The sequence below is a fragment of the Bacillus sp. TH30 genome (assembly GCF_016650875.1).
Lineage (GTDB): Bacteria > Bacillota > Bacilli > Bacillales > Bacillaceae_G > Bacillus_A > Bacillus_A mycoides.
In genome coordinates, this window is record NZ_JAEKEY010000002.1 from 5,128,182 (window position 1) to 5,145,734 (window position 17,553).

A 17,553-nucleotide genomic window follows, 5' to 3' on the forward strand; every position below is an offset into this window, starting at 1 on the left:
TATAAAGGGGATAGGGATTTATGCATCACGTTTTCGTGTATGGCACGTTAAGAAAAGAGCAAACGAATGCTCATTTTATGCAAGGTGCAATATGCATCGCATACGAAGCATGGACGTATGGTAAATTATTTGATACATACGAAGGATATCCTGCGATGATTTGTTCAAATGAGGACAAAGTATACGGAGAAGTTTATGAAGTAAATGATGATGTTTTGCAAAAGTTAGATGAACTTGAAGAATACACAGGTAATGCAGAGAGTGATTTATATGACCGAATCACCGAAACGATTTATTTAGGTGATAGAGAAATACGTGCATTTGTGTATATTGCTCAAGATAAAGAGATGCTAAAGAAAGTTATCATTTCTGGTGATTGGGTGAAGTATCAACAAGGAAAATAAAAGCAGCTATAGAGCAGATAGTGGAATCGACCATTATCTGCTTTTTATATTGGTACTTTCAAAATTCCTATTATTTTGATAAATTGTAAATATAGAGAAATAAGAATGTTTTTTTTTCATGGGTGTCAGAAATTTAGTTTCTCACCTGTAGCAGAAAAATCTAGTGCAGGAGGAGAATAATAATGAACGAATTAAATGTGAAGGAATTTTACCAAAAACAATTCGAACTGTCGAATTACGATATCAATACAGAAAGCTGGTTAGAGCAGGTTGCTAAAGAAGTTCAAGAACAAGTTGGTCATCCATTTCAAACGATGTTAGAACTTGGTGCGGGAAATGGTGGATTTGCACGAGCGATGTCTAAGTTACGTGTGAGAATGACAACTGTTGAACTTGTATCAGAGCTGGTTTCCTTTGCAAAAGAACATTCTAGTAGTGATATTGCCATTCATTGTGGAGATTTTTATCAAATTAACTTTGAAGAAAAATTTGATGTGGTTAGTTATTTAGATGGATTTGGTGTAGGAACAAATGATGAGCAATTGTTTCTACTAAAATGGATTAAAGATTGGATGAAGGAAGATGGATGTGCACTTATTGATATTTATCAACCTTTGTATTGGAAAAAGGTAAGTGGACAAGAAATGCCATTAAGTTCAGCGATGCGAAAATATGAATATGATAGTATAAATGAAAGAATGTTAGATCATTGGTGGGACCCTAATTATCCAAATGATGTAGTAACACAGTCTTTACGATGTTATACGGTAGATGAGATTAGCAATCTATGTGCTGAAGCGGGTTTAAGTATTATGGGATTCTTCCCTGGGGGAGCATATGATTTTGAAAAACGAAAATATAAAGAATTGGCAACATTAAATGAATGTTTGGCATATCGAATTAAAGTAAGGAAGAGTAGGGATTAATCTCTACTCTTTTTTAATTTAGAAAATTCTTACTAAAACTATTGACTTTATGAATGGATTTTTAATACAATTATATTTCGACTGAAAAAATTGGAACGGACAGGAGGGAATCATCAAATGAACAACATTTTTGACGAAGAGTTACAAAAAATGAAAGATACTTTAAGTACGATGGATGATCAATTAGAACAGCTTGAAAAAATCCCGGTTTATTATGGAGAAGATTTTAAAGAGCAAATTCTTGAAAGTATGAGGGAGTCTAATAGACAAAGCTTACGTATTGGTGTACATGAGCCGTATTTTGGAAGATTAGACTTTCAGGAGGATGGCAAGGAAGACGTAATGCCGATTTACATCGGTAAAGTAGGTGTTTCAGATAAAGATACGATGAAACCAATTGTAATTGATTGGCGTGCACCTGTCGCAAGTATGTTTTATTCATTTACCGGTGGTGAAGAATTAGCATTTTATCATTCACCAGACGGATTAGTAGAAGGCGATGTTTATTTAAAACGAAACATTTCGATTCGAAAGAGAGAACTAGAACGTGTTGTTGATACATATGTGAAAGGAAATGAAGATGTCTCACATGCTGATGATTTTCTTCTATATCGATTAGGTGAGAATAAAGATAATAAATTGAAAGATATCGTTTCGACTATACAATCGGAGCAAAATGATATTATTCGTGCGGAAAGAAACTTACCGTTATTAATTCAAGGGGTTGCAGGGAGCGGAAAAACAACGATCGCTTTACATCGCCTTGCTTTTTTAATTTATGAATATCGTGAACAACTTGAAGCGGAGAGAATGATCGTATTCGCTCCAAACAGTTTGTTTTTAGACTATATTTCAAGTGTACTTCCTGAGTTAGGGGTAGGAAATATTAGTCAAACAACGTTTCCAGATTGGGCATTACGTACGTTAGATGGTTCGGTGAAACTGAAGCAGACAGAAGAAAAATTGAAAGAAGCTTTCTCAATTAATCGCGATGAAAAAAAGGTTATGCTAGGTAAATTGAAAGGCACGCTGGAATTTAAGTCGTTTATTGAAGAAAGAATGATTCAATTTGAAAAAGATTTAGTGCCAACAAAAGATTTTGAGGCATGGGATAAAGCTGTTATTCCAGTGGAAGACGTTAAAAAATGGATGCAGGTTGAATATAAACACTATCCATTAAAGAAAAGAAGAGAACGTTTAGTCGGCCGTATGAAGCGCTGGATTGAAATTGAGCTTAAAAAGTTTGGAGAAACAAACGAGAAAAAATTACTAAAAAAAGAAGCGACAAAGAGATTGAACACATATATGAATTTTTGGCCGAAAATGAGCCCGCTTTCACTATATAATTCAATGATAAAGAGTAAAGAAATACTCGAAGTATTACCTGAAGAACTTGTTCAAGAAACAGAAAAGAATTGTCGTAAAAAAGAAGTGTATGTAGAAGACTTACCAGCTTTAATTTACATACAACATCGCATAACAGGAATTGAAATTGGACAAAAGTTCCATCACGTCGTTATTGATGAAGCGCAAGATTTCTCGCCATTCCAAGTATATGTATTAAAAGAAATTACACTAGGTCATTCTTTCACTATATTAGGTGATTTATCTCAAGCAATTTATGATTATCAAGGAATTGAAGACTGGGGTGCTTTTAAGGAAGTATTCCAAGAAACAGGTTATTATGAATTAACGAGAAGTTATCGTTCTACAAAAGAAATTATTGAATTCGCGAATGAAATAATTAAAAATGCAGAGATTCCAGTGGGACTCGCAACTCCAGTTTTCCGTAGCGGTGAAGACGTGAAAGTAATTCCGGCAGAGGACCAATTTACTGAAGTTTTAAAGACATTACAGCATTTGCAAACTGAAGATGTGAAAACAATCGCGGTAATTGGAAGAACAGACGATGAATGCCGTGATATATATGAGAAGTTAACAAATGCAGAGTTGACTGTTAATGTCATTGAAGCAGATCAAAGCAAATATGAAGGTGGTATTTCGGTAGTACCTGTATATTTGGCGAAAGGTTTAGAATTTGATGCCGTACTTCTAATCGACGTTGATGAGGAACATTACAAAAATACAAAACATGATGCGAAATTATTGTATGTCGGATGTACGAGATCGCTTCATGATTTATGGATTTTCCATAGTGGGGAAGCGTCGCCATTAATTAAGGGATTAAAATAAATAAAAAAGAGGATTTTCTAGTAATAAACAGAAAAACCTCTTTTTTTCTATATAAGGATATAGGGGGAATGGATATGATTACAAAAGTAATAACAAAAAGAAATTGGGAAATCGCAAAAACAACTAGAGAAATTAATGAAAAATCACTAATAGAAGAGGGATTTATTCATTGTTCATTATTAGACCAAGCTTTAATAGTTGCGGAAACATATTTCAGTCATGAAGAAGATGTTTTATTACTTACAATTGATCCATCCCTAGTAAAAGCAGAAATAAAATATGAACTTGCTACTAACGGTCAAGAATACCCGCATGTATATGGAGTAATCAATTTTGAGGCAATTGTAGGTGTTGCACCATTTCTTAAAGAAAAGGGAGATTTTTTATTACCAGAGGGACAAAGTTAAGAGTGTTATAGGTATTTAAGTTAGCTAGAAAAGCGCAAATTATATAGTTTGTGCTTTTTATTGTATATATTTTTTGAAAAATTATTGTTTTTGTCACACTAATACTGTACGATACATAGTATAAAACACATACTGTATGACATATAGTAATGGAAATGAGGTGGGTGAATGGATACTTTATTAAATTCATTAATTACTGAGCTAAGGAGAGGGACATTGACATTAGCGGTTTTAAGTCAACTAAGAACGCCGCAATATGGATATTCGCTTGTCCAATTATTGGAGCAATCAGGAATCATGATAGATCAAAGTACTTTATATCCACTACTTCGCCGATTAGAAAAGCAGGAGCTAGTGACGAGTAGTTGGGATAAAACGGAGAGTAGACCTCGTAAGTACTATGTTTTAAGTGAATATGGATTAAATATATTTTTGCAGTTGAAAAAGGAATGGATAAAGGATTCAAAAGAACTTTATAACTTATTAAAGGAGGAGGACGAGAATGAGTTTGATTGATATGTACGTCCAAGAAGTTGCGAAGAGATTACCTGAAAAAAATCGTGAAGATATTACGCTTGAGCTACGGTCGACAATAGAGGATATGTTATCAGACGATTATAATGAAGATGATGTGAAGAGCGTTCTCGAAAAATTGGGGAGCCCGGTTTCATTGGCTAATGGGTATTTGGATAGACCGATGCATTTAATTGGACCACGCTATTTTGATGTATATACGACGCTATTAAAAATGATTATACCAATTGCAGCTGTTATCGCACTCATTGCAATGATTGCAGAAAATTTTATAGGCTATACTGGTGATCAAGCAGTATTAAATGTTATTTTACAATTGATAGGTAAAGGCATTGGGGAAATTGTCGAAGTAGGCCTCCATGTATTTTTCTGGTTGACACTTGTATTTGCTATTTTAGAAAGAACAGATAAAGACAAAGGTACCCAACCGTTGACGACAAGTTTAAAAAAATGGACTCCTGATGATTTGAAAAATATCTCGTATGTTCCAAAGAAAAAGTCAATCTCAAAGTTTGAAGTTTTTGGAGGTTTGATGTGGACAGCAGTTTGGGCTACCCTTTACTTTTATGCGAATCATCTTGTTGGCGTATATAATGGTGCAGCAGATGGACTGAAATTTGTCGCACCAACTTTCAATCAAGATGTTTTACTTCAGTATTGGCCAATCGTTGTAATTATGATCGTTTTCGAAGTAGCTATATCTCTTTATAAGTTAGTACAGGGACAATGGACGACAAGGTTGGCAATTGGGAACGCAATCCTACAGTTAGCTGCAACAATAGTATTCATTGTAATTGTAGTAAATCCTCATTTATTTAACGAAGGATTCATTATGTATGTGGCAAATATGTTTACAATTTCTCCAGAGGAATTTAAAACGTGGTTAATTGGTGGAGGGATAATTATCTTCATATTATCTGCGGTACTAAATGCAATTGATGGTTTTCGAAAATCTAGAATTCGGTTGTAAAAATAAGTTTGTACTATTATTAGGTAGATCAGTTGAAAGAAAGGTACAGAGAAAGATCATTATGAAGGGAAGAAAACAATGATAAGGGAAGCAATGAAAAAAGATGTAACATTTATTTTAGATATTTATAATGATGCAATCCTTAATTCAACAGCTATATATGCGTACAAACCTGTAACCCTTGAAAATAGAATAGATTGGTATGAACAAAAAAAGGCTGATTGCTATCCGATTTTAGTCTACGAGCTAGATAATAAAGTAGTAGGATTTGCGACATTTGGTCCATTTAGAGCATGGCCTGCCTATAAATATTCAATTGAACATTCTATATACGTTGATAAGGAATATAGAAAAAATGGAATTGGGAAGTCTTTAATGAAAGAACTAATAGCTATTGCACAGAAAAGAGAATATATGACCTTAATTGCTGGAATTGACGCAGAAAATGAGAAAAGTATTGCCCTGCATCAAAACTATGGATTTGTTCATGCAGGAACAATAAAAAAAGCCGGTTATAAGTTCAATCGATGGCTAGATTTAGCTTTTTATCAATTGGAGCTTAATGGTCCTAAAAATCCTACTGAAGAATAGCTGTATCTATTACTGTAAAAATAATTTTAAAAAGAAATTGTATATATTACAAAAGATAGTATGAAGAAATCTCATGCTATCTTTTTCTTATTGTATTCATGATTATCATTTAACAAAAAAGGATTCTTATATTCTATATCGAATTTTGAGAAGATGATAAAACGATATAAGAAGAGGGATGAATATGCAGGCTGTCATTAGAAAAATAAAAGAAATACAAATTGGTCAAGTTGGAATACTTGTTTATTCAACAAAGAATGGAAATATAGTTGCTACCCATAACAATGAGCTATACGTTCCTTTAGCATCAGCAGCAAAAGTGGCAATTGGATTTACAGTAGCAAAGATGGTAAAGGATAAACTAATTAGTTGGAGTGATACACTTCATCACATTAAGTATAATCCAAATGAGGATAGTGCGCAGTTATATCCTCACTTACAAGACAGAGCTACATTAACACTTAGTAAAGCGGTTGAAGTAATGATAGCGTGTCACGACAGCTGTATAGCTCAGTCAATTGTTATGCACTGCGGAGGATGGGAAACTGTCAGAGAAAATGTTTTAACGTACTTTTCAAAGATTCATATACAGGAAAACCCTAGAGATGAGCAAAATGTCGGAGAGTTAAATCAAGTTTTTTCACTTTTAGTACATATTTTTCAAGGATATAAATCAGAACCAGAATTATGGGAACCCATTATTAATGGAATGGTAAGGCAACAAGGTGATTATGAAGGGATACCGTATTATCATTTAGCTCATATGACAGGTGGTTTATCCACCGCTATAATAAATATTGGTATAATAGGAATGTTTCATAAATTTCCGTTTCTTTATGTAATTGGGGGAAGAGATTTACCTAATCGATTTGATAATAAACAAGTTGATGAAACCGTTATAGAAGCTTTGAGGTACGTATACAAAGAATATAGTTATGTTAGGAGTGAGTGATTGAAACGAAACTTAAAGACTTCAACAATCATTATTTTAATCCTTACGATTATTGCTCTTGAAGTTGGAATTGCGCTATACGATCGCACTTTGTCATTAGATACTATTTACTTTGCAGCGATTCTCATTTGTATTGTATTGCTTTTTGGTACACGTGTTTCTGAAGTGAAAGAAAGTACATCGAGACAAAGACGAAGAAAAACAGCTCTTATATTTTGGCCATCTATTTTATTATTAATCGCTAGTTTTGCCGTTATAAGTTATGTGAGAACAGGCTATGTCTCTGTACCAGGGATAATTGGTTTTTCATGCTTTGTTACATATGCTGGATTTATATTCATCAGTATATTAAAGAGAAGAAGTAAAAATTAAATGTAGCTTACTAAGTTGAAAGGAGGAAATATATGAAAAGCATAGAGAACGGTACTCGCATTGAAGGTGAATACATTAAAAATAAAGTAATTCAATATAACATGTCTATTTTAACAGATGAAGTAAAGCAACCGATGGAACAAGTAAGCTTCGTAGTGAAAGATGAAGATGGAAAAATCTTTGGCGGGGTAACAGGAACGATGTATTTTTATCATCTTCATATAGATTTTTTATGGGTTGATGAATCTGTTCGTCATGATGGTTATGGTAGTCAATTGTTACATAAAATAGAAGGAATTGCGATGGAAAAAGGATGTAGACTCATTTTACTAGATTCATTTAGTTTCCAAGCACCAGATTTTTATAAAAAGCACGGATACCGAGAATATGGTGTTGTTGAAGATCATCCTAAAGGGCATAGTCAACACTTTTTAGAAAAGAGATTATAATAATATTATGTATACTGGTTGAGGGGAGAAAAAATGTAAACGTATAAATTACAACATGAACAACCAATCTGTGTAGAAAAAATAAAGAAACTTTACGATTCTGTAGGCTGGTGGCCAGAAAGAAAAGAAGTCGATATTCAAAAAATGTTAAAGAATAGTATAGCAATTGGAGTATGGGAAGAAAATGAATTAATTGGATTTGCTAGAGTTGTTACTGACGGTGTTTTTCGGGCGTATATTGAAGATGTTGTCGTACATGAGAGTGTAAGAAACAAGGGAATTGGTGAGAAGATGCTTACAATGTTACTTCAACAGGTATCTCATATTGATATTGTTAGTCTATTTTGCGGAGAGAAACTAATAAAGTTTTATGGTGAACAGCAATTTCAAGTTACGAAGCAAATTGTGATGCATCGTAATCAAATAGTGAAAGAATAAGAGGTGCCAATTAGAATGAATGCAACAAGAGCGTATTGTTTATCGAAAAAAAAAGCGACAGCAGATTCTCCAGATGGCTGGAGTGCAATATGTATGAGGTTAAATAATAAAATATTTGCGATAGTGAATCATGAAGAAGGTGAAAAAGCTGCGATTACATTAAAATGTGATCCAGAACTTTCTTTACGAATAAGAGAAGATTACCCAGAAACAATAATTCCTGGATATCATATGAATAAAAAGCATTGGAATACAGTGTACATACATAAGGATGTGGGGCAAGAACAAATCAATAAGATGATAGATTGGTCATATGATTTAGTATTACAATCGTTTTCAAAGAAAAAGCAGCAAGAGTTATTGGATTAAATACAAAGTGAAGTCGACTATAAATAGCTAGTAAAATGATTATATTTTACTAGCTATTTGCAGTTTTACATTATATATTAGGGGATTTTGAAATGAATACGAAACGAAATAGATTACTATATGCGGTGTTTACTATAGTTGTTATTATTTTAGGTCTTAGTTCAAGAAAGTTTGCTTTTGCGTTACCAGATTTGTTAAATGAGTACTTAGGTGATGCTTTATGGGCATTAATGATTTTTACTGGATTCGGATTTTTGTTTCCTAAAATAGAAATGAAGAAATTAGCTTTTATTAGTTTGATATTTTGCTACGGGATTGAAATTAGTCAATTGTATCATGCTGAATGGATAGATAGCATTCGAGCAACGACTTTAGGTGGACTCGTATTAGGTTACGGATTTTTATGGAGTGATTTAGTGGCTTACACAATTGGTGTTGGAGTAGGAATGCTTGGTGAGTTTATGCTACGGAAGAAATAAGTGACTTTAAAAAGGGGGATTTGTACATGAAGGATATATTAGAAATTGCAAAGTTTTGGTTTCAAGATAAAGGTGTCACAGCTACTGAAATTCAACCAAACGTAACGAAGATTCATTGTAATAATAAGGCGTATATTTTAAAGGGAAAGGGATCGATAAAACAGTTTCTAGTTGAACTAAATGTATTAGAACAGCTTGATGAAAAAGGAGTTAAAGTACAAAAATTAGTAAAAACGAGAAATGATGAAAGGTACGTATTGTATAAAGAGAAGAATTATTGTTTGTACGAATATGTTGCCGGAAGTGTACTAGAAATCAAAGATACAGAAAAGCTAAAAGTGCTAGGAAGCACAATTGGAGAGGAAATGGCTAATTTACATCACGAACTAAATTCAGTGAATAGTGCTAACGAGTTAATAAAAAGAGAGTTATATAAAGTGGTATACGAATGGGCTTTACCGAATTTAGTAAAGAATGAGCATGTTCATCAGGATGTAATTCAAAAAATGGATCAAATACATACAGCTTTCAAGGAAACGGTTCACTCATTACCGAAACAAATTATTCATCGCGATATGCACTTATCAAATGTAATCTTTAGAGAAAGTGATTTTCAAGGGTTTATCGATTTTGAGCTTCTAGAAGAAAACGTTAGAGTATTCGATTTATGCTATTGCTGTACAAGTATTTTAAGTGAGATATTTAGTGATGAAACATTAAGAGGGAAATGGTTACAAATTGTAAGTGAAATTTTTAAAGGATATTATAAGCAAAACATTTTAACGAGAGCAGAACTACAATCAATTTGGTATGTAATGCTTTCAATTCAAATTATATTTATTACTTATTTTGTTCAGTTAAAAGATTTACTAAAGTTAAATGAAGAGATGTTTTTATGGATTTTTGCTAATAAGGAAGATATTGAAGAATCTATAGAAAGAAGCGTACTCATATGAAAAAAATTATATTAATTGGTTCTGGTGGTTCAGGAAAATCTACATTAGCAAGGCAGTTAGGTAATAAGCTAAATATTAAGGTGCATCATCTTGATGCACTATTTTGGAAACCAAATTGGGAGGGTGTACCGAAAGAGGAGCAAAGAACGGTTCAAAATGAATTAGTTAAAGGGGAAAAGTGGATTATTGATGGGAATTATGGCGGGACAATGGACATAAGAATTAACGCAGCTGATACAATTATCTTTCTTGATATTCATAGAACAATTTGTGTTTATCGTGCTTTTAAAAGAATTGTGCAATATCGGAATAAAACAAGACCGGATATGGGGGCTGGATGTGAAGAAAGATCTGACTTGCAATTTTTCAAATGGATATGGGAATATCCTAAAACGAAACGACCTTCAATTTTAAAGAGGCTAAATCAATTGAGTAAGGATAAAGATGTTATTATTTTAAAATCTTCAAATGAAGTAAGACTATTTTTAGAGAAGCACGATACCATAAATAGTTAGATTATAAAAAGAAGTAACATGGGGGGATAGGATTGAATAGATTCATTGGTCCGGTTGACTCTAATATGGTGAAAATTCCAACAGGAAAAGTAGAATTAAGAGATGATCGAATAAAAAAAGAATGGCAAGTTCAAATAAAACCATTTCTTCTTGCAAAGTATGTTGTAACAGCGGAATTATATTACGCAATTACGAATCGTGCACTAAATGGTAATGAAAATGGTAATAAACCTGTTGTAAATATTTCATGGCATGATGCAATTGCTTTTTGTAATTTACTGTCTAAAATAGCAGGGTTTACAGAGTATTATTCTATACAAGATGATGGGAAAAAGGTTAGTTGTAACTTACATTCAAATGGCTATCGATTACCGTCTGAGGCAGAGTGGCAATATGCATGTAAAGCAGGTACGACGGGATATACGTATGGGGAACTTCAGAAAATAGCGTGGTATAATGAAAATTCAAGTGGGCAAATTCATGACGTCGGTAAAAAAGAACCGAATGCATGGGGACTTTATGATATGTTAGGGAACGTTTGGGAATGGTGCTATGATTTGTATGATGAAACAGTGTACGGGTCATACCGCATTTTTCGTGGTGGTAGTTGGGCTGAAGCAGCTAGAGGTTGCGGTGCCACTTGTCGCCGTCGTAGTCATCCTACATTTCATATAGATGATCTCGGTTTTAGGCTTGCTAGGTCAATTTAGCAGGAAAGTATCCATACTCTTTACAACATAGAAATTTTAAAATTTAAGGAGTGTTTTGAATGGCACGTGTTTTATTCATTAACGCTGGATCAGAAGGACATATAAATCCAACATTACATGTTGTAGAAGAACTGATTTCTCGCGGTGAAGAGGTAGTTTATTTTTCAATAGAGGCTTTCAGGGAGCGTATTGAGAAGACAGGTGCTACTGTACGAACGATTGATGATGAAAAATTTATAAAAGCATTTCTTTCCGGTGGTCGAAATTATTTACAGGAAAGAATAAACGGCCTTCTACATACAGCTGATATTGTAATACCTAGTGTTCTAGAACAAATTGAAGGTGAACATTTTGATTATATTATTCATGATTCGATGTTTGGCTGTGGTCGCTTAATTGCCCAAATTCTTAATCTTCCAGCCATAAATTCATGCACATCTTTTGCACAAGATGAAAAATCATTTAAACAAATGTTAGACCATCTTTCTAAAAATATCCCACTGGAAGTTCAGGATAGAATACATAATAATTTTGAAAACTTAACTAATGGAATTACAGAAAAATATGGTGTTGATATAAACTCACCGTATGAAGTTTTCTGTAATCCAGCTTCACTTACTATTGTGTATACAATTAAGGAGTTCCAACCTTTTGGGGATACATTTAATGAAACATTCAAATTTGTGGGACCATCTATCTCTACACAAGTGAAAAATGAAGGTTTTGATTACACTTCAATTAAAGAAAAAAGCCTGATTTACATTTCATTAGGTACTGTTTTTAATGAAGCGCTTGATTTTTATAAACTTTGTATGAAGGCGTTCGAGAATAGTAAGCATACAATTGTTATGTCTATTGGCAACAAAACGGAAATAAGTGATTTAGGTAGTATCCCTAAAAACTTCATTGTGAAAAACTATGTACCACAAACTGAACTTCTCAAATATACGAAACTATTTATTACACACGGCGGTATGAACAGTACGCATGAAGGGATATATAACGGTGTTCCACTCGTTGTAATTCCGCAAAGTGCAGATCAGCCAGTAATCGCAAAGCAAGTGGAGAGTCTCGGGGCAGGAGTTAAATTGCAAATGCAAGGATTAACTGCGGATCAACTAAGTGAAAGTGTAGAAATAGTATTAAATAATCCGTCATGTAAAGAAGCTGCTTTGAATTTGAAGGAGTCTCTCCGAAAATCAGGTGGGTATAAGCAAGCAGTTGATGAAATTTTTAAATTTACAGGCTGTTATTAAAACTATACATGTGAAAGGGTGTCTATATTAAATGATATAGACACTTTTATGTTATATGAAGCGAGGAATTGATGAAATGGAAAGAATGAAAATACTAGATGTAAATTTTGCTGACATGACAGCTACACCATTTTTTCAAGTGGAGGCGAAAAATAGAATTAGATTCGATATAGAATTATTTGAGGGTAATTTGAGAGGATTAAGAGGGATTTTGACTGAACTTTTTAAAAGTCCTGATACAATTGATGTTTCATTTATTTCCGGTTGCATAACATATGGTAAAAGTAAGAGAATAAATGAGAAAATAAAAATTGGAAGGTTCATGAAGATTAAGAATTGGGCAGAAACGAAAGTAGACGTTGATGATCTTGAAAGTACAATCATATTTACTACGATTAAAGGTGTACATGAAGATGAAGTATATAAGTATTGCAAGTATGTCGTTAATGGTGGTCAGCAAGCGTATATTTCTTTTTATAACGATACTTATTTATTGTATATAAGTACAGACGTTATTGATATTATTTCACCAGATACAAGTTTAATAGAAAAGTTAAAACTTCAATACAGTGAAGAATATGATAAGTTTTATGAAACTATATTGACGGATTCGGAAATGTTTACAAGTGATAAGTAATTTCAAAGTATTGATAGAAAGATATATGGAAAATGGAGATGGCACGTTGTTTTAAAATAATGTGATCTCACATTGCCATGCGTTTTAAGTTAACGATGAAGGGTTTCAAGACGATTTGGTGCAATTCATCCATATATATACCTAAAATTTTTCATTATAAGTACTACAATTTCTATTGCTCACTTTTACTTTATAAATTTAGGATGTAGTTTTACGTGTTAGTAGTAATTTCACTGTTTCTGCACAACTTCTGCACACGTTTAGGTGATTTCTATGTCATGATATATTCCGTAAGTGAAATATTTCACAAGAAATGAAATGTTTCTTTACGACGGTGTATGCATATTTACGCATACACGAAATAAGATTGACTCTTGTTATTCTTTTACATCAAAGCCCACATTACACTACGAAGTATAACAAGAAGGGGACAGGAACATGAATAATCGATTTTTAAAACAACTACAAAACTTGAAAATGACCAAAAAAAGTATAGGAGCTGTTGCATTAACAGCTGGAATTATCGGCACGACACTTATTCCTCAAAATGCATACGCGCACGGCTTTGTTGAAAAGCCTGGTAGCCGTTCCGCTTTATGTAGTCCAACTTATGGTGCTCTAAATGTAAACTGTGGAAGTGTTATGTATGAACCACAAAGTTTAGAAGCTCCAAAAGGATTCCCACAAGGTGGCCCAGTTGATGGGCAAATCGCTTCTGCAGGTGGCAAATTTGGCGGTATTTTAGATCAACAAACAGCAAATCGTTGGTTTAAAAATACAATCACTGGTGGGGAAAATACATTTACTTGGAAGTATACAGCACCTCACTTAACAAGCAAATGGCACTACTATATTACAAAAAAAGGATGGAATCCAAATAAAGCACTAACAAGAGCAGACTTTGGGCCAATTGGCACTGTACAACATGATGGTTCTGCAGCTTCAAATAATTTAACTCATAAAATCAATGTACCTACTGACCGTAGTGGATATCATGTGATTTTAGCAGTATGGGATGTAGCTGATACAGTAAATGCATTCTATAATGTAATTGATGTTAACCTCATTAACGATGTGAAACCAGACACAGAAGCTCCAAGTATTCCAAATGGACTTCAGGCGCAAAAAGTAACAGCAAATAGTATAGAACTAACATGGAACACTTCTACGGATAATGTAGGGGTGAAAGGATATCAAGTTTTCCGTAACGGAGAGATGATTGACACTGTACTAGGCACTCATTTTATTAATAAACAATTAAAACCAAGTACAGAATACACTTATACTGTAAAAGCAATTGACGCAGCTGGCAATGTATCGAAAGAAAGTACAGCGCTTACAGTGAAAACAACAGTTGAGGCTCCTGATACAGAAGCACCAACACAACCAAAAGGATTACATAGCATGGGAACAACAGCGTCAAGTGTGGATCTAATGTGGAGTCCATCTGATGATAACGTTGGTGTAGACTATTACGATATTTATAGAGAAATAGAAGGAACAATGAAAAGAATTGCAACATCCAATAGGACTTCTTATATGGATAAAAATTTACTCGCTAATACTACTTATAAATATGCAGTGAAAGCAGTGGATGTAGTTGGAAATGAATCCGTACAAAGTGATACGTTCACAATTACCACAAAAACTGAAAGCGCTTCATATGAAGCGTGGGATGCAAAGAAAGCATATAAAAAGGGAGATAGAGTTTTACACGAGGGAAAAGTGTATGAAGCAGTCCAGAATTATGAAGGACATGGGGATCCAAACTGGATTTTTGCTTTATCCTTATGGAAAACAGTGTAAGCTTTACCTCAAAATGAAATGAAAGATGATGGGCTTTGATGCAAAAAAAGGAAGTTTGAGAGTTAACTTTTCTGCTTATAAAAAAGACGACGTATTCAGCGTCGTCTTTTTGTATTAATCTAGAATATTCATCAAAGAGACTTTCAAACGAATAAGCTACAGAAAGGTTACTATACGAATACATAATGTAGAATCATATAGTAACCTTTCTATTATGATAACACTTTCGTCATAAGAATATGTGGAATTCCATCTTCCATAAATACGTCGGAAGAAGTTTGATAGCCTAATTTTTCATAAAACCCTTCAGCTTGTGTTTGACCGTGTAGTTTCACTTTATTTGCTTCTTTGTTACGAGCAATCTCTTCTAGTGCTTTGATTATTACTTTGCCTAATCCGTATTTGCGATAGTCTTTTAAAATACAAATTCTTTCTAGTTTACCCATTCCGTCAACGAATCGTATACGGCCAGTTCCTACAGGAAGTTCATTATAATAAACTAATATATGTTTGCATGCTTCGTCAATTTGGTCATATGTATCGAATTCATCCTCAAGAGGTACACCTTGTTCTTTTACGAATACTTCTTTTCGAATGTAAAAGGCAGTTTCTAAATCAGTAAGTTCTGTTATGAGTTTGGATTGCAAATTGTTCAGCCCTTTCTAGTGTGATATGAATGTGTTTTCATAGTATATCATACTGTAATGCTATAAAAGAAAAAACTGACTTGCAAAAGTCAGCCTTTAAAATGCTTAATATTCTTTTATACCGTTTTTTGTTCCGATGATCGCTTTGCTCGTCATATTGATAAATAATCCTGTTTCAACTACACCGGTAATCATCTTTAACTCTGTATGTGTATCATTTGGATTCAATATTTTGTTTGGAAAAATACAATCAATAATTAAATTGCCGTTATCAGTTATAAATGGTCCGCCATCTTTCATACGTAAACGTGTTTCGCATCCTAAAGATTGAATTCTCTTTTCAGTTTGCTTCCAAGAGAAGGGGATGATTTCAATAGGAAGTGGAAAGGTACCTAAATGTGAAACGAGTTTGGATTCATCTGCAATAATAATAAGTTCTTTAGAGGAGGCGGCAACAATCTTTTCGCGAAGTAATGCACCACCGCCACCTTTTATTAATTGTAAATCATTATTGATTTCATCTGCTCCATCAATTGTGAGATCAAGTATATCAATTTCATTTAAAGAGATTAGCGGAATAGATAATTGTTTTGCTAATACTTCAGTTTCTTTTGATGTCGGTACAGCTTGAATAGATAACCCTTCTTGTACATGGTGACCTAACTTTTGTATCGTCCAATATACGGTTGAACCCGTACCAAGTCCAATCGTCATACGATCTCTTACAAAGCCAGCAGCATATTCGCCTGCAAGCTGTTTTAAATTCATCATTTTACTCCGCCGGGCGTGGTCCAGCATCTAAACCGGAATTTTCAACTGTAAGTATAGGGCGAACAGTAATATCTTTATGTACACGCATTTGGCACGATAACCGTAAGTGGTCTTCAATTCCTTTTTCCGTAATAGCTTGTTTTTCATCATTTGTCGCCTCACAAAAATCACCTGCAATGACTTCAACTCTACAAGTTGTACATCTTGCTTTGCCACCGCAACGATGAAGAATGTGTACACCGTTATCTTCAAGTGCTAATACTAGTTTTGTCCCTTCTTCAACATCAAAAGTTCCGGTACCTTCAACTGTTAATTTTGGCAAATTGATTCCTCCTCATGTAAAATGCTATATAACATATTTATGACCCGTATTCATGAACATAAACATAAAATTAATTATAAGCCCCGTAACTTTTGTATTTGTTCAATCGTTTATTAAGTAAGCGCTGAAAAGGAGTGGTTATTTTGTGCACAAAAGTAACTCAGGTTTTAAAGGATCATATCGATATGAATCATTCAAATATAAATTTTTTAATTAAACATTATGCAGAGGTAAAAAGATACTGTACGTTTTTGACGAAAAACAAATGGGATGGGGAAGACCTTGCCCAAGAAGCAATTTGCAAAGTTCTTCAAAAGTATAGTGAGAAGGAAATTTGTATAACGCTTCTGTATAAAATTGCTCGAAATCAATGGTTAGATCAAATGAAATCAAAATCCGTTCAAGAAAAGTTAGAACAGCAAAATACATTTGAAGAACCACATGGGAAAATTGCAGATTTGCATGAAATGGTAGGGAAAGTATTGTCTTCGTTAAATGTGCAACAATCCGTAATTTTATTATTGAAGGATGTTTTTCAGTATAGTATCGCGGATATTGCAAAAATATGCTCTGTATCAGAAGGTGCAGTGAAAGCATCTTTATTTAGGAGTAGAAATAAGCTGAAAACTGTAAATGAAGAAGGCATTGAAATAGTGGAGTACATGGATGATGTTGAAATCGTTGTAACTTCTATTCGAGAAGAAAGACCTGAATTATTGACGAAACTTCTCCCAACAATAGATTTCACTAAGTTACCATCAATACAACCAGTGTTATTCTTCAGTATGAAACAATCTTCTTCTTACAGTTGTATGCTTAATGCGGCATAAAACAGATGGAGGGATTTAT

At 33.7% G+C, this 17,553-nt stretch carries 23 protein-coding genes; 20 read left to right on the top strand and 3 right to left on the bottom strand.

What is annotated here, in order from left to right; translation table 11 throughout:
- Window positions 1-20: 20 nt before the first annotated feature.
- The 19 genes from JFU20_RS28470 (at window position 21) to JFU20_RS28560 (ending at window position 14,964) form a co-directional block, all read left to right on the top strand.
- On the top strand, window positions 21-404 hold the full coding sequence (locus JFU20_RS28470; protein ID WP_002165633.1) for a gamma-glutamylcyclotransferase family protein: 384 nt from the start codon (window positions 21-23) through the stop codon (window positions 402-404).
- Between the two features lie 182 nt (window positions 405-586).
- Window positions 587-1,330 (top strand): class I SAM-dependent methyltransferase, encoded by a 744-nt coding sequence (locus tag JFU20_RS28475; RefSeq protein ID WP_201039176.1) that lies wholly within the window; start codon window positions 587-589, stop codon window positions 1,328-1,330.
- A 117-nt stretch (window positions 1,331-1,447) separates the two neighbouring features.
- Complete coding sequence (locus JFU20_RS28480; protein ID WP_201039177.1) at window positions 1,448-3,523, top strand: HelD family protein; 2,076 nt, start codon at window positions 1,448-1,450, stop codon at window positions 3,521-3,523.
- Window positions 3,524-3,597: 74 nt separating this feature from the next.
- Window positions 3,598-3,930: a DUF952 domain-containing protein gene (locus tag JFU20_RS28485; protein ID WP_201039178.1), complete on the top strand. Its 333-nt coding sequence runs from the start codon at window positions 3,598-3,600 to the stop codon at window positions 3,928-3,930.
- A gap of 168 nt (window positions 3,931-4,098) precedes the next feature.
- Window positions 4,099-4,446: a PadR family transcriptional regulator gene (locus JFU20_RS28490; protein ID WP_002013008.1), complete on the top strand. Its 348-nt coding sequence runs from the start codon at window positions 4,099-4,101 to the stop codon at window positions 4,444-4,446.
- On the top strand, window positions 4,433-5,434 hold the full coding sequence (locus tag JFU20_RS28495; protein WP_201039179.1) for an HAAS signaling domain-containing protein: 1,002 nt from the start codon (window positions 4,433-4,435) through the stop codon (window positions 5,432-5,434). Before JFU20_RS28490 ends, JFU20_RS28495 begins: the two co-directional genes overlap by 14 nt.
- 78 nt (window positions 5,435-5,512) lie before the next feature.
- Window positions 5,513-6,025 (top strand): GNAT family N-acetyltransferase, encoded by a 513-nt coding sequence (locus JFU20_RS28500; RefSeq protein ID WP_201039180.1) that lies wholly within the window; start codon window positions 5,513-5,515, stop codon window positions 6,023-6,025.
- Between the two features lie 184 nt (window positions 6,026-6,209).
- Entirely contained in the window at window positions 6,210-6,977 is a 768-nt protein-coding gene (locus JFU20_RS28505; RefSeq protein ID WP_201039181.1) for a serine hydrolase, read from the top strand.
- On the top strand, window positions 6,978-7,349 hold the full coding sequence (locus JFU20_RS28510; RefSeq protein ID WP_201039182.1) for a hypothetical protein: 372 nt from the start codon (window positions 6,978-6,980) through the stop codon (window positions 7,347-7,349). It abuts the gene before it with no gap.
- Between the two features lie 32 nt (window positions 7,350-7,381).
- Window positions 7,382-7,798 (top strand): GNAT family N-acetyltransferase, encoded by a 417-nt coding sequence (locus JFU20_RS28515; protein WP_201039183.1) that lies wholly within the window; start codon window positions 7,382-7,384, stop codon window positions 7,796-7,798.
- A 66-nt stretch (window positions 7,799-7,864) separates the two neighbouring features.
- Entirely contained in the window at window positions 7,865-8,236 is a 372-nt protein-coding gene (locus tag JFU20_RS28520) for a GNAT family N-acetyltransferase (RefSeq protein ID WP_307838391.1), read from the top strand.
- Window positions 8,237-8,251: 15 nt separating this feature from the next.
- Window positions 8,252-8,605, top strand: a complete 354-nt coding sequence (locus JFU20_RS28525; protein ID WP_201039184.1) for an MmcQ/YjbR family DNA-binding protein — start codon at window positions 8,252-8,254, stop codon at window positions 8,603-8,605.
- A gap of 92 nt (window positions 8,606-8,697) precedes the next feature.
- Complete coding sequence (locus JFU20_RS28530) at window positions 8,698-9,084, top strand: ribosomal maturation YjgA family protein (protein ID WP_002127740.1); 387 nt, start codon at window positions 8,698-8,700, stop codon at window positions 9,082-9,084.
- 26 nt (window positions 9,085-9,110) lie between these two features.
- Window positions 9,111-10,040 (top strand): phosphotransferase enzyme family protein, encoded by a 930-nt coding sequence (locus JFU20_RS28535; RefSeq protein WP_003189829.1) that lies wholly within the window; start codon window positions 9,111-9,113, stop codon window positions 10,038-10,040.
- Entirely contained in the window at window positions 10,037-10,555 is a 519-nt protein-coding gene (locus JFU20_RS28540; RefSeq protein WP_201039185.1) for a DNA topology modulation protein, read from the top strand. The genes JFU20_RS28535 and JFU20_RS28540 overlap by 4 nt, the downstream gene beginning before the upstream one ends.
- A gap of 32 nt (window positions 10,556-10,587) precedes the next feature.
- Complete coding sequence (locus tag JFU20_RS28545; RefSeq protein ID WP_033734055.1) at window positions 10,588-11,265, top strand: formylglycine-generating enzyme family protein; 678 nt, start codon at window positions 10,588-10,590, stop codon at window positions 11,263-11,265.
- 59 nt (window positions 11,266-11,324) lie between these two features.
- On the top strand, window positions 11,325-12,521 hold the full coding sequence (locus tag JFU20_RS28550) for a macrolide family glycosyltransferase (RefSeq protein ID WP_201039186.1): 1,197 nt from the start codon (window positions 11,325-11,327) through the stop codon (window positions 12,519-12,521).
- 76 nt (window positions 12,522-12,597) lie between these two features.
- Entirely contained in the window at window positions 12,598-13,158 is a 561-nt protein-coding gene (locus JFU20_RS28555; protein WP_201039248.1) for a phosphatase, read from the top strand.
- A 438-nt stretch (window positions 13,159-13,596) separates the two neighbouring features.
- On the top strand, window positions 13,597-14,964 hold the full coding sequence (locus JFU20_RS28560) for a lytic polysaccharide monooxygenase (RefSeq protein ID WP_201039187.1): 1,368 nt from the start codon (window positions 13,597-13,599) through the stop codon (window positions 14,962-14,964).
- Between the two features lie 212 nt (window positions 14,965-15,176).
- On the opposite strand, the gene JFU20_RS28565 is transcribed toward JFU20_RS28560, so the two are convergent.
- From JFU20_RS28565 to JFU20_RS28575, 3 genes are all read right to left on the bottom strand, one after another.
- Entirely contained in the window at window positions 15,177-15,611 is a 435-nt protein-coding gene (locus JFU20_RS28565; protein WP_002013030.1) for a GNAT family N-acetyltransferase, read from the bottom strand.
- A 105-nt stretch (window positions 15,612-15,716) separates the two neighbouring features.
- Window positions 15,717-16,379, bottom strand: a complete 663-nt coding sequence (rpiA, locus tag JFU20_RS28570) for a ribose 5-phosphate isomerase A (protein ID WP_002165645.1) — start codon at window positions 16,377-16,379, stop codon at window positions 15,717-15,719.
- A 4-nt stretch (window positions 16,380-16,383) separates the two neighbouring features.
- The gene (locus JFU20_RS28575) at window positions 16,384-16,704 is read right to left on the bottom strand and encodes a 2Fe-2S iron-sulfur cluster-binding protein (protein WP_002110280.1); all 321 of its coding nucleotides are present in this window, start codon (window positions 16,702-16,704) and stop codon (window positions 16,384-16,386) included.
- Between the two features lie 143 nt (window positions 16,705-16,847).
- Here JFU20_RS28575 and JFU20_RS28580 point away from each other — a divergent pair, with 143 nt between their 5' ends.
- Window positions 16,848-17,534 (top strand): RNA polymerase subunit sigma-70, encoded by a 687-nt coding sequence (locus JFU20_RS28580; RefSeq protein WP_002165646.1) that lies wholly within the window; start codon window positions 16,848-16,850, stop codon window positions 17,532-17,534.
- Window positions 17,535-17,553 lie beyond the last annotated feature (19 nt).

What these genes read in the sequence shown, in the direction of transcription:
- JFU20_RS28475 (WP_201039176.1), top strand. Translation starts at nt 587, where the DNA reads ATGAACGAATTAAATGTGAAGGAATTTTACCAAAAACAATTCGAACTG.
- JFU20_RS28485 (WP_201039178.1), top strand. Translation starts at nt 3,598, where the DNA reads ATGATTACAAAAGTAATAACAAAAAGAAATTGGGAAATCGCAAAAACA.
- JFU20_RS28535 (WP_003189829.1), top strand. Translation starts at nt 9,111, where the DNA reads ATGAAGGATATATTAGAAATTGCAAAGTTTTGGTTTCAAGATAAAGGT.
- JFU20_RS28530 (WP_002127740.1), top strand. Translation starts at nt 8,698, where the DNA reads ATGAATACGAAACGAAATAGATTACTATATGCGGTGTTTACTATAGTT.
- JFU20_RS28500 (WP_201039180.1), top strand. Translation starts at nt 5,513, where the DNA reads ATGATAAGGGAAGCAATGAAAAAAGATGTAACATTTATTTTAGATATT.
- JFU20_RS28480 (WP_201039177.1), top strand. Translation starts at nt 1,448, where the DNA reads ATGAACAACATTTTTGACGAAGAGTTACAAAAAATGAAAGATACTTTA.
- JFU20_RS28560 (WP_201039187.1), top strand. Translation starts at nt 13,597, where the DNA reads ATGAATAATCGATTTTTAAAACAACTACAAAACTTGAAAATGACCAAA.
- JFU20_RS28470 (WP_002165633.1), top strand. Translation starts at nt 21, where the DNA reads ATGCATCACGTTTTCGTGTATGGCACGTTAAGAAAAGAGCAAACGAAT.
- JFU20_RS28555 (WP_201039248.1), top strand. Translation starts at nt 12,598, where the DNA reads ATGGAAAGAATGAAAATACTAGATGTAAATTTTGCTGACATGACAGCT.
- rpiA (WP_002165645.1), bottom strand. Translation starts at nt 16,379, where the DNA reads ATGAATTTAAAACAGCTTGCAGGCGAATATGCTGCTGGCTTTGTAAGA.
- JFU20_RS28505 (WP_201039181.1), top strand. Translation starts at nt 6,210, where the DNA reads ATGCAGGCTGTCATTAGAAAAATAAAAGAAATACAAATTGGTCAAGTT.
- JFU20_RS28525 (WP_201039184.1), top strand. Translation starts at nt 8,252, where the DNA reads ATGAATGCAACAAGAGCGTATTGTTTATCGAAAAAAAAAGCGACAGCA.
- JFU20_RS28490 (WP_002013008.1), top strand. Translation starts at nt 4,099, where the DNA reads ATGGATACTTTATTAAATTCATTAATTACTGAGCTAAGGAGAGGGACA.
- JFU20_RS28540 (WP_201039185.1), top strand. Translation starts at nt 10,037, where the DNA reads ATGAAAAAAATTATATTAATTGGTTCTGGTGGTTCAGGAAAATCTACA.
- JFU20_RS28515 (WP_201039183.1), top strand. Translation starts at nt 7,382, where the DNA reads ATGAAAAGCATAGAGAACGGTACTCGCATTGAAGGTGAATACATTAAA.
- JFU20_RS28495 (WP_201039179.1), top strand. Translation starts at nt 4,433, where the DNA reads ATGAGTTTGATTGATATGTACGTCCAAGAAGTTGCGAAGAGATTACCT.
- JFU20_RS28550 (WP_201039186.1), top strand. Translation starts at nt 11,325, where the DNA reads ATGGCACGTGTTTTATTCATTAACGCTGGATCAGAAGGACATATAAAT.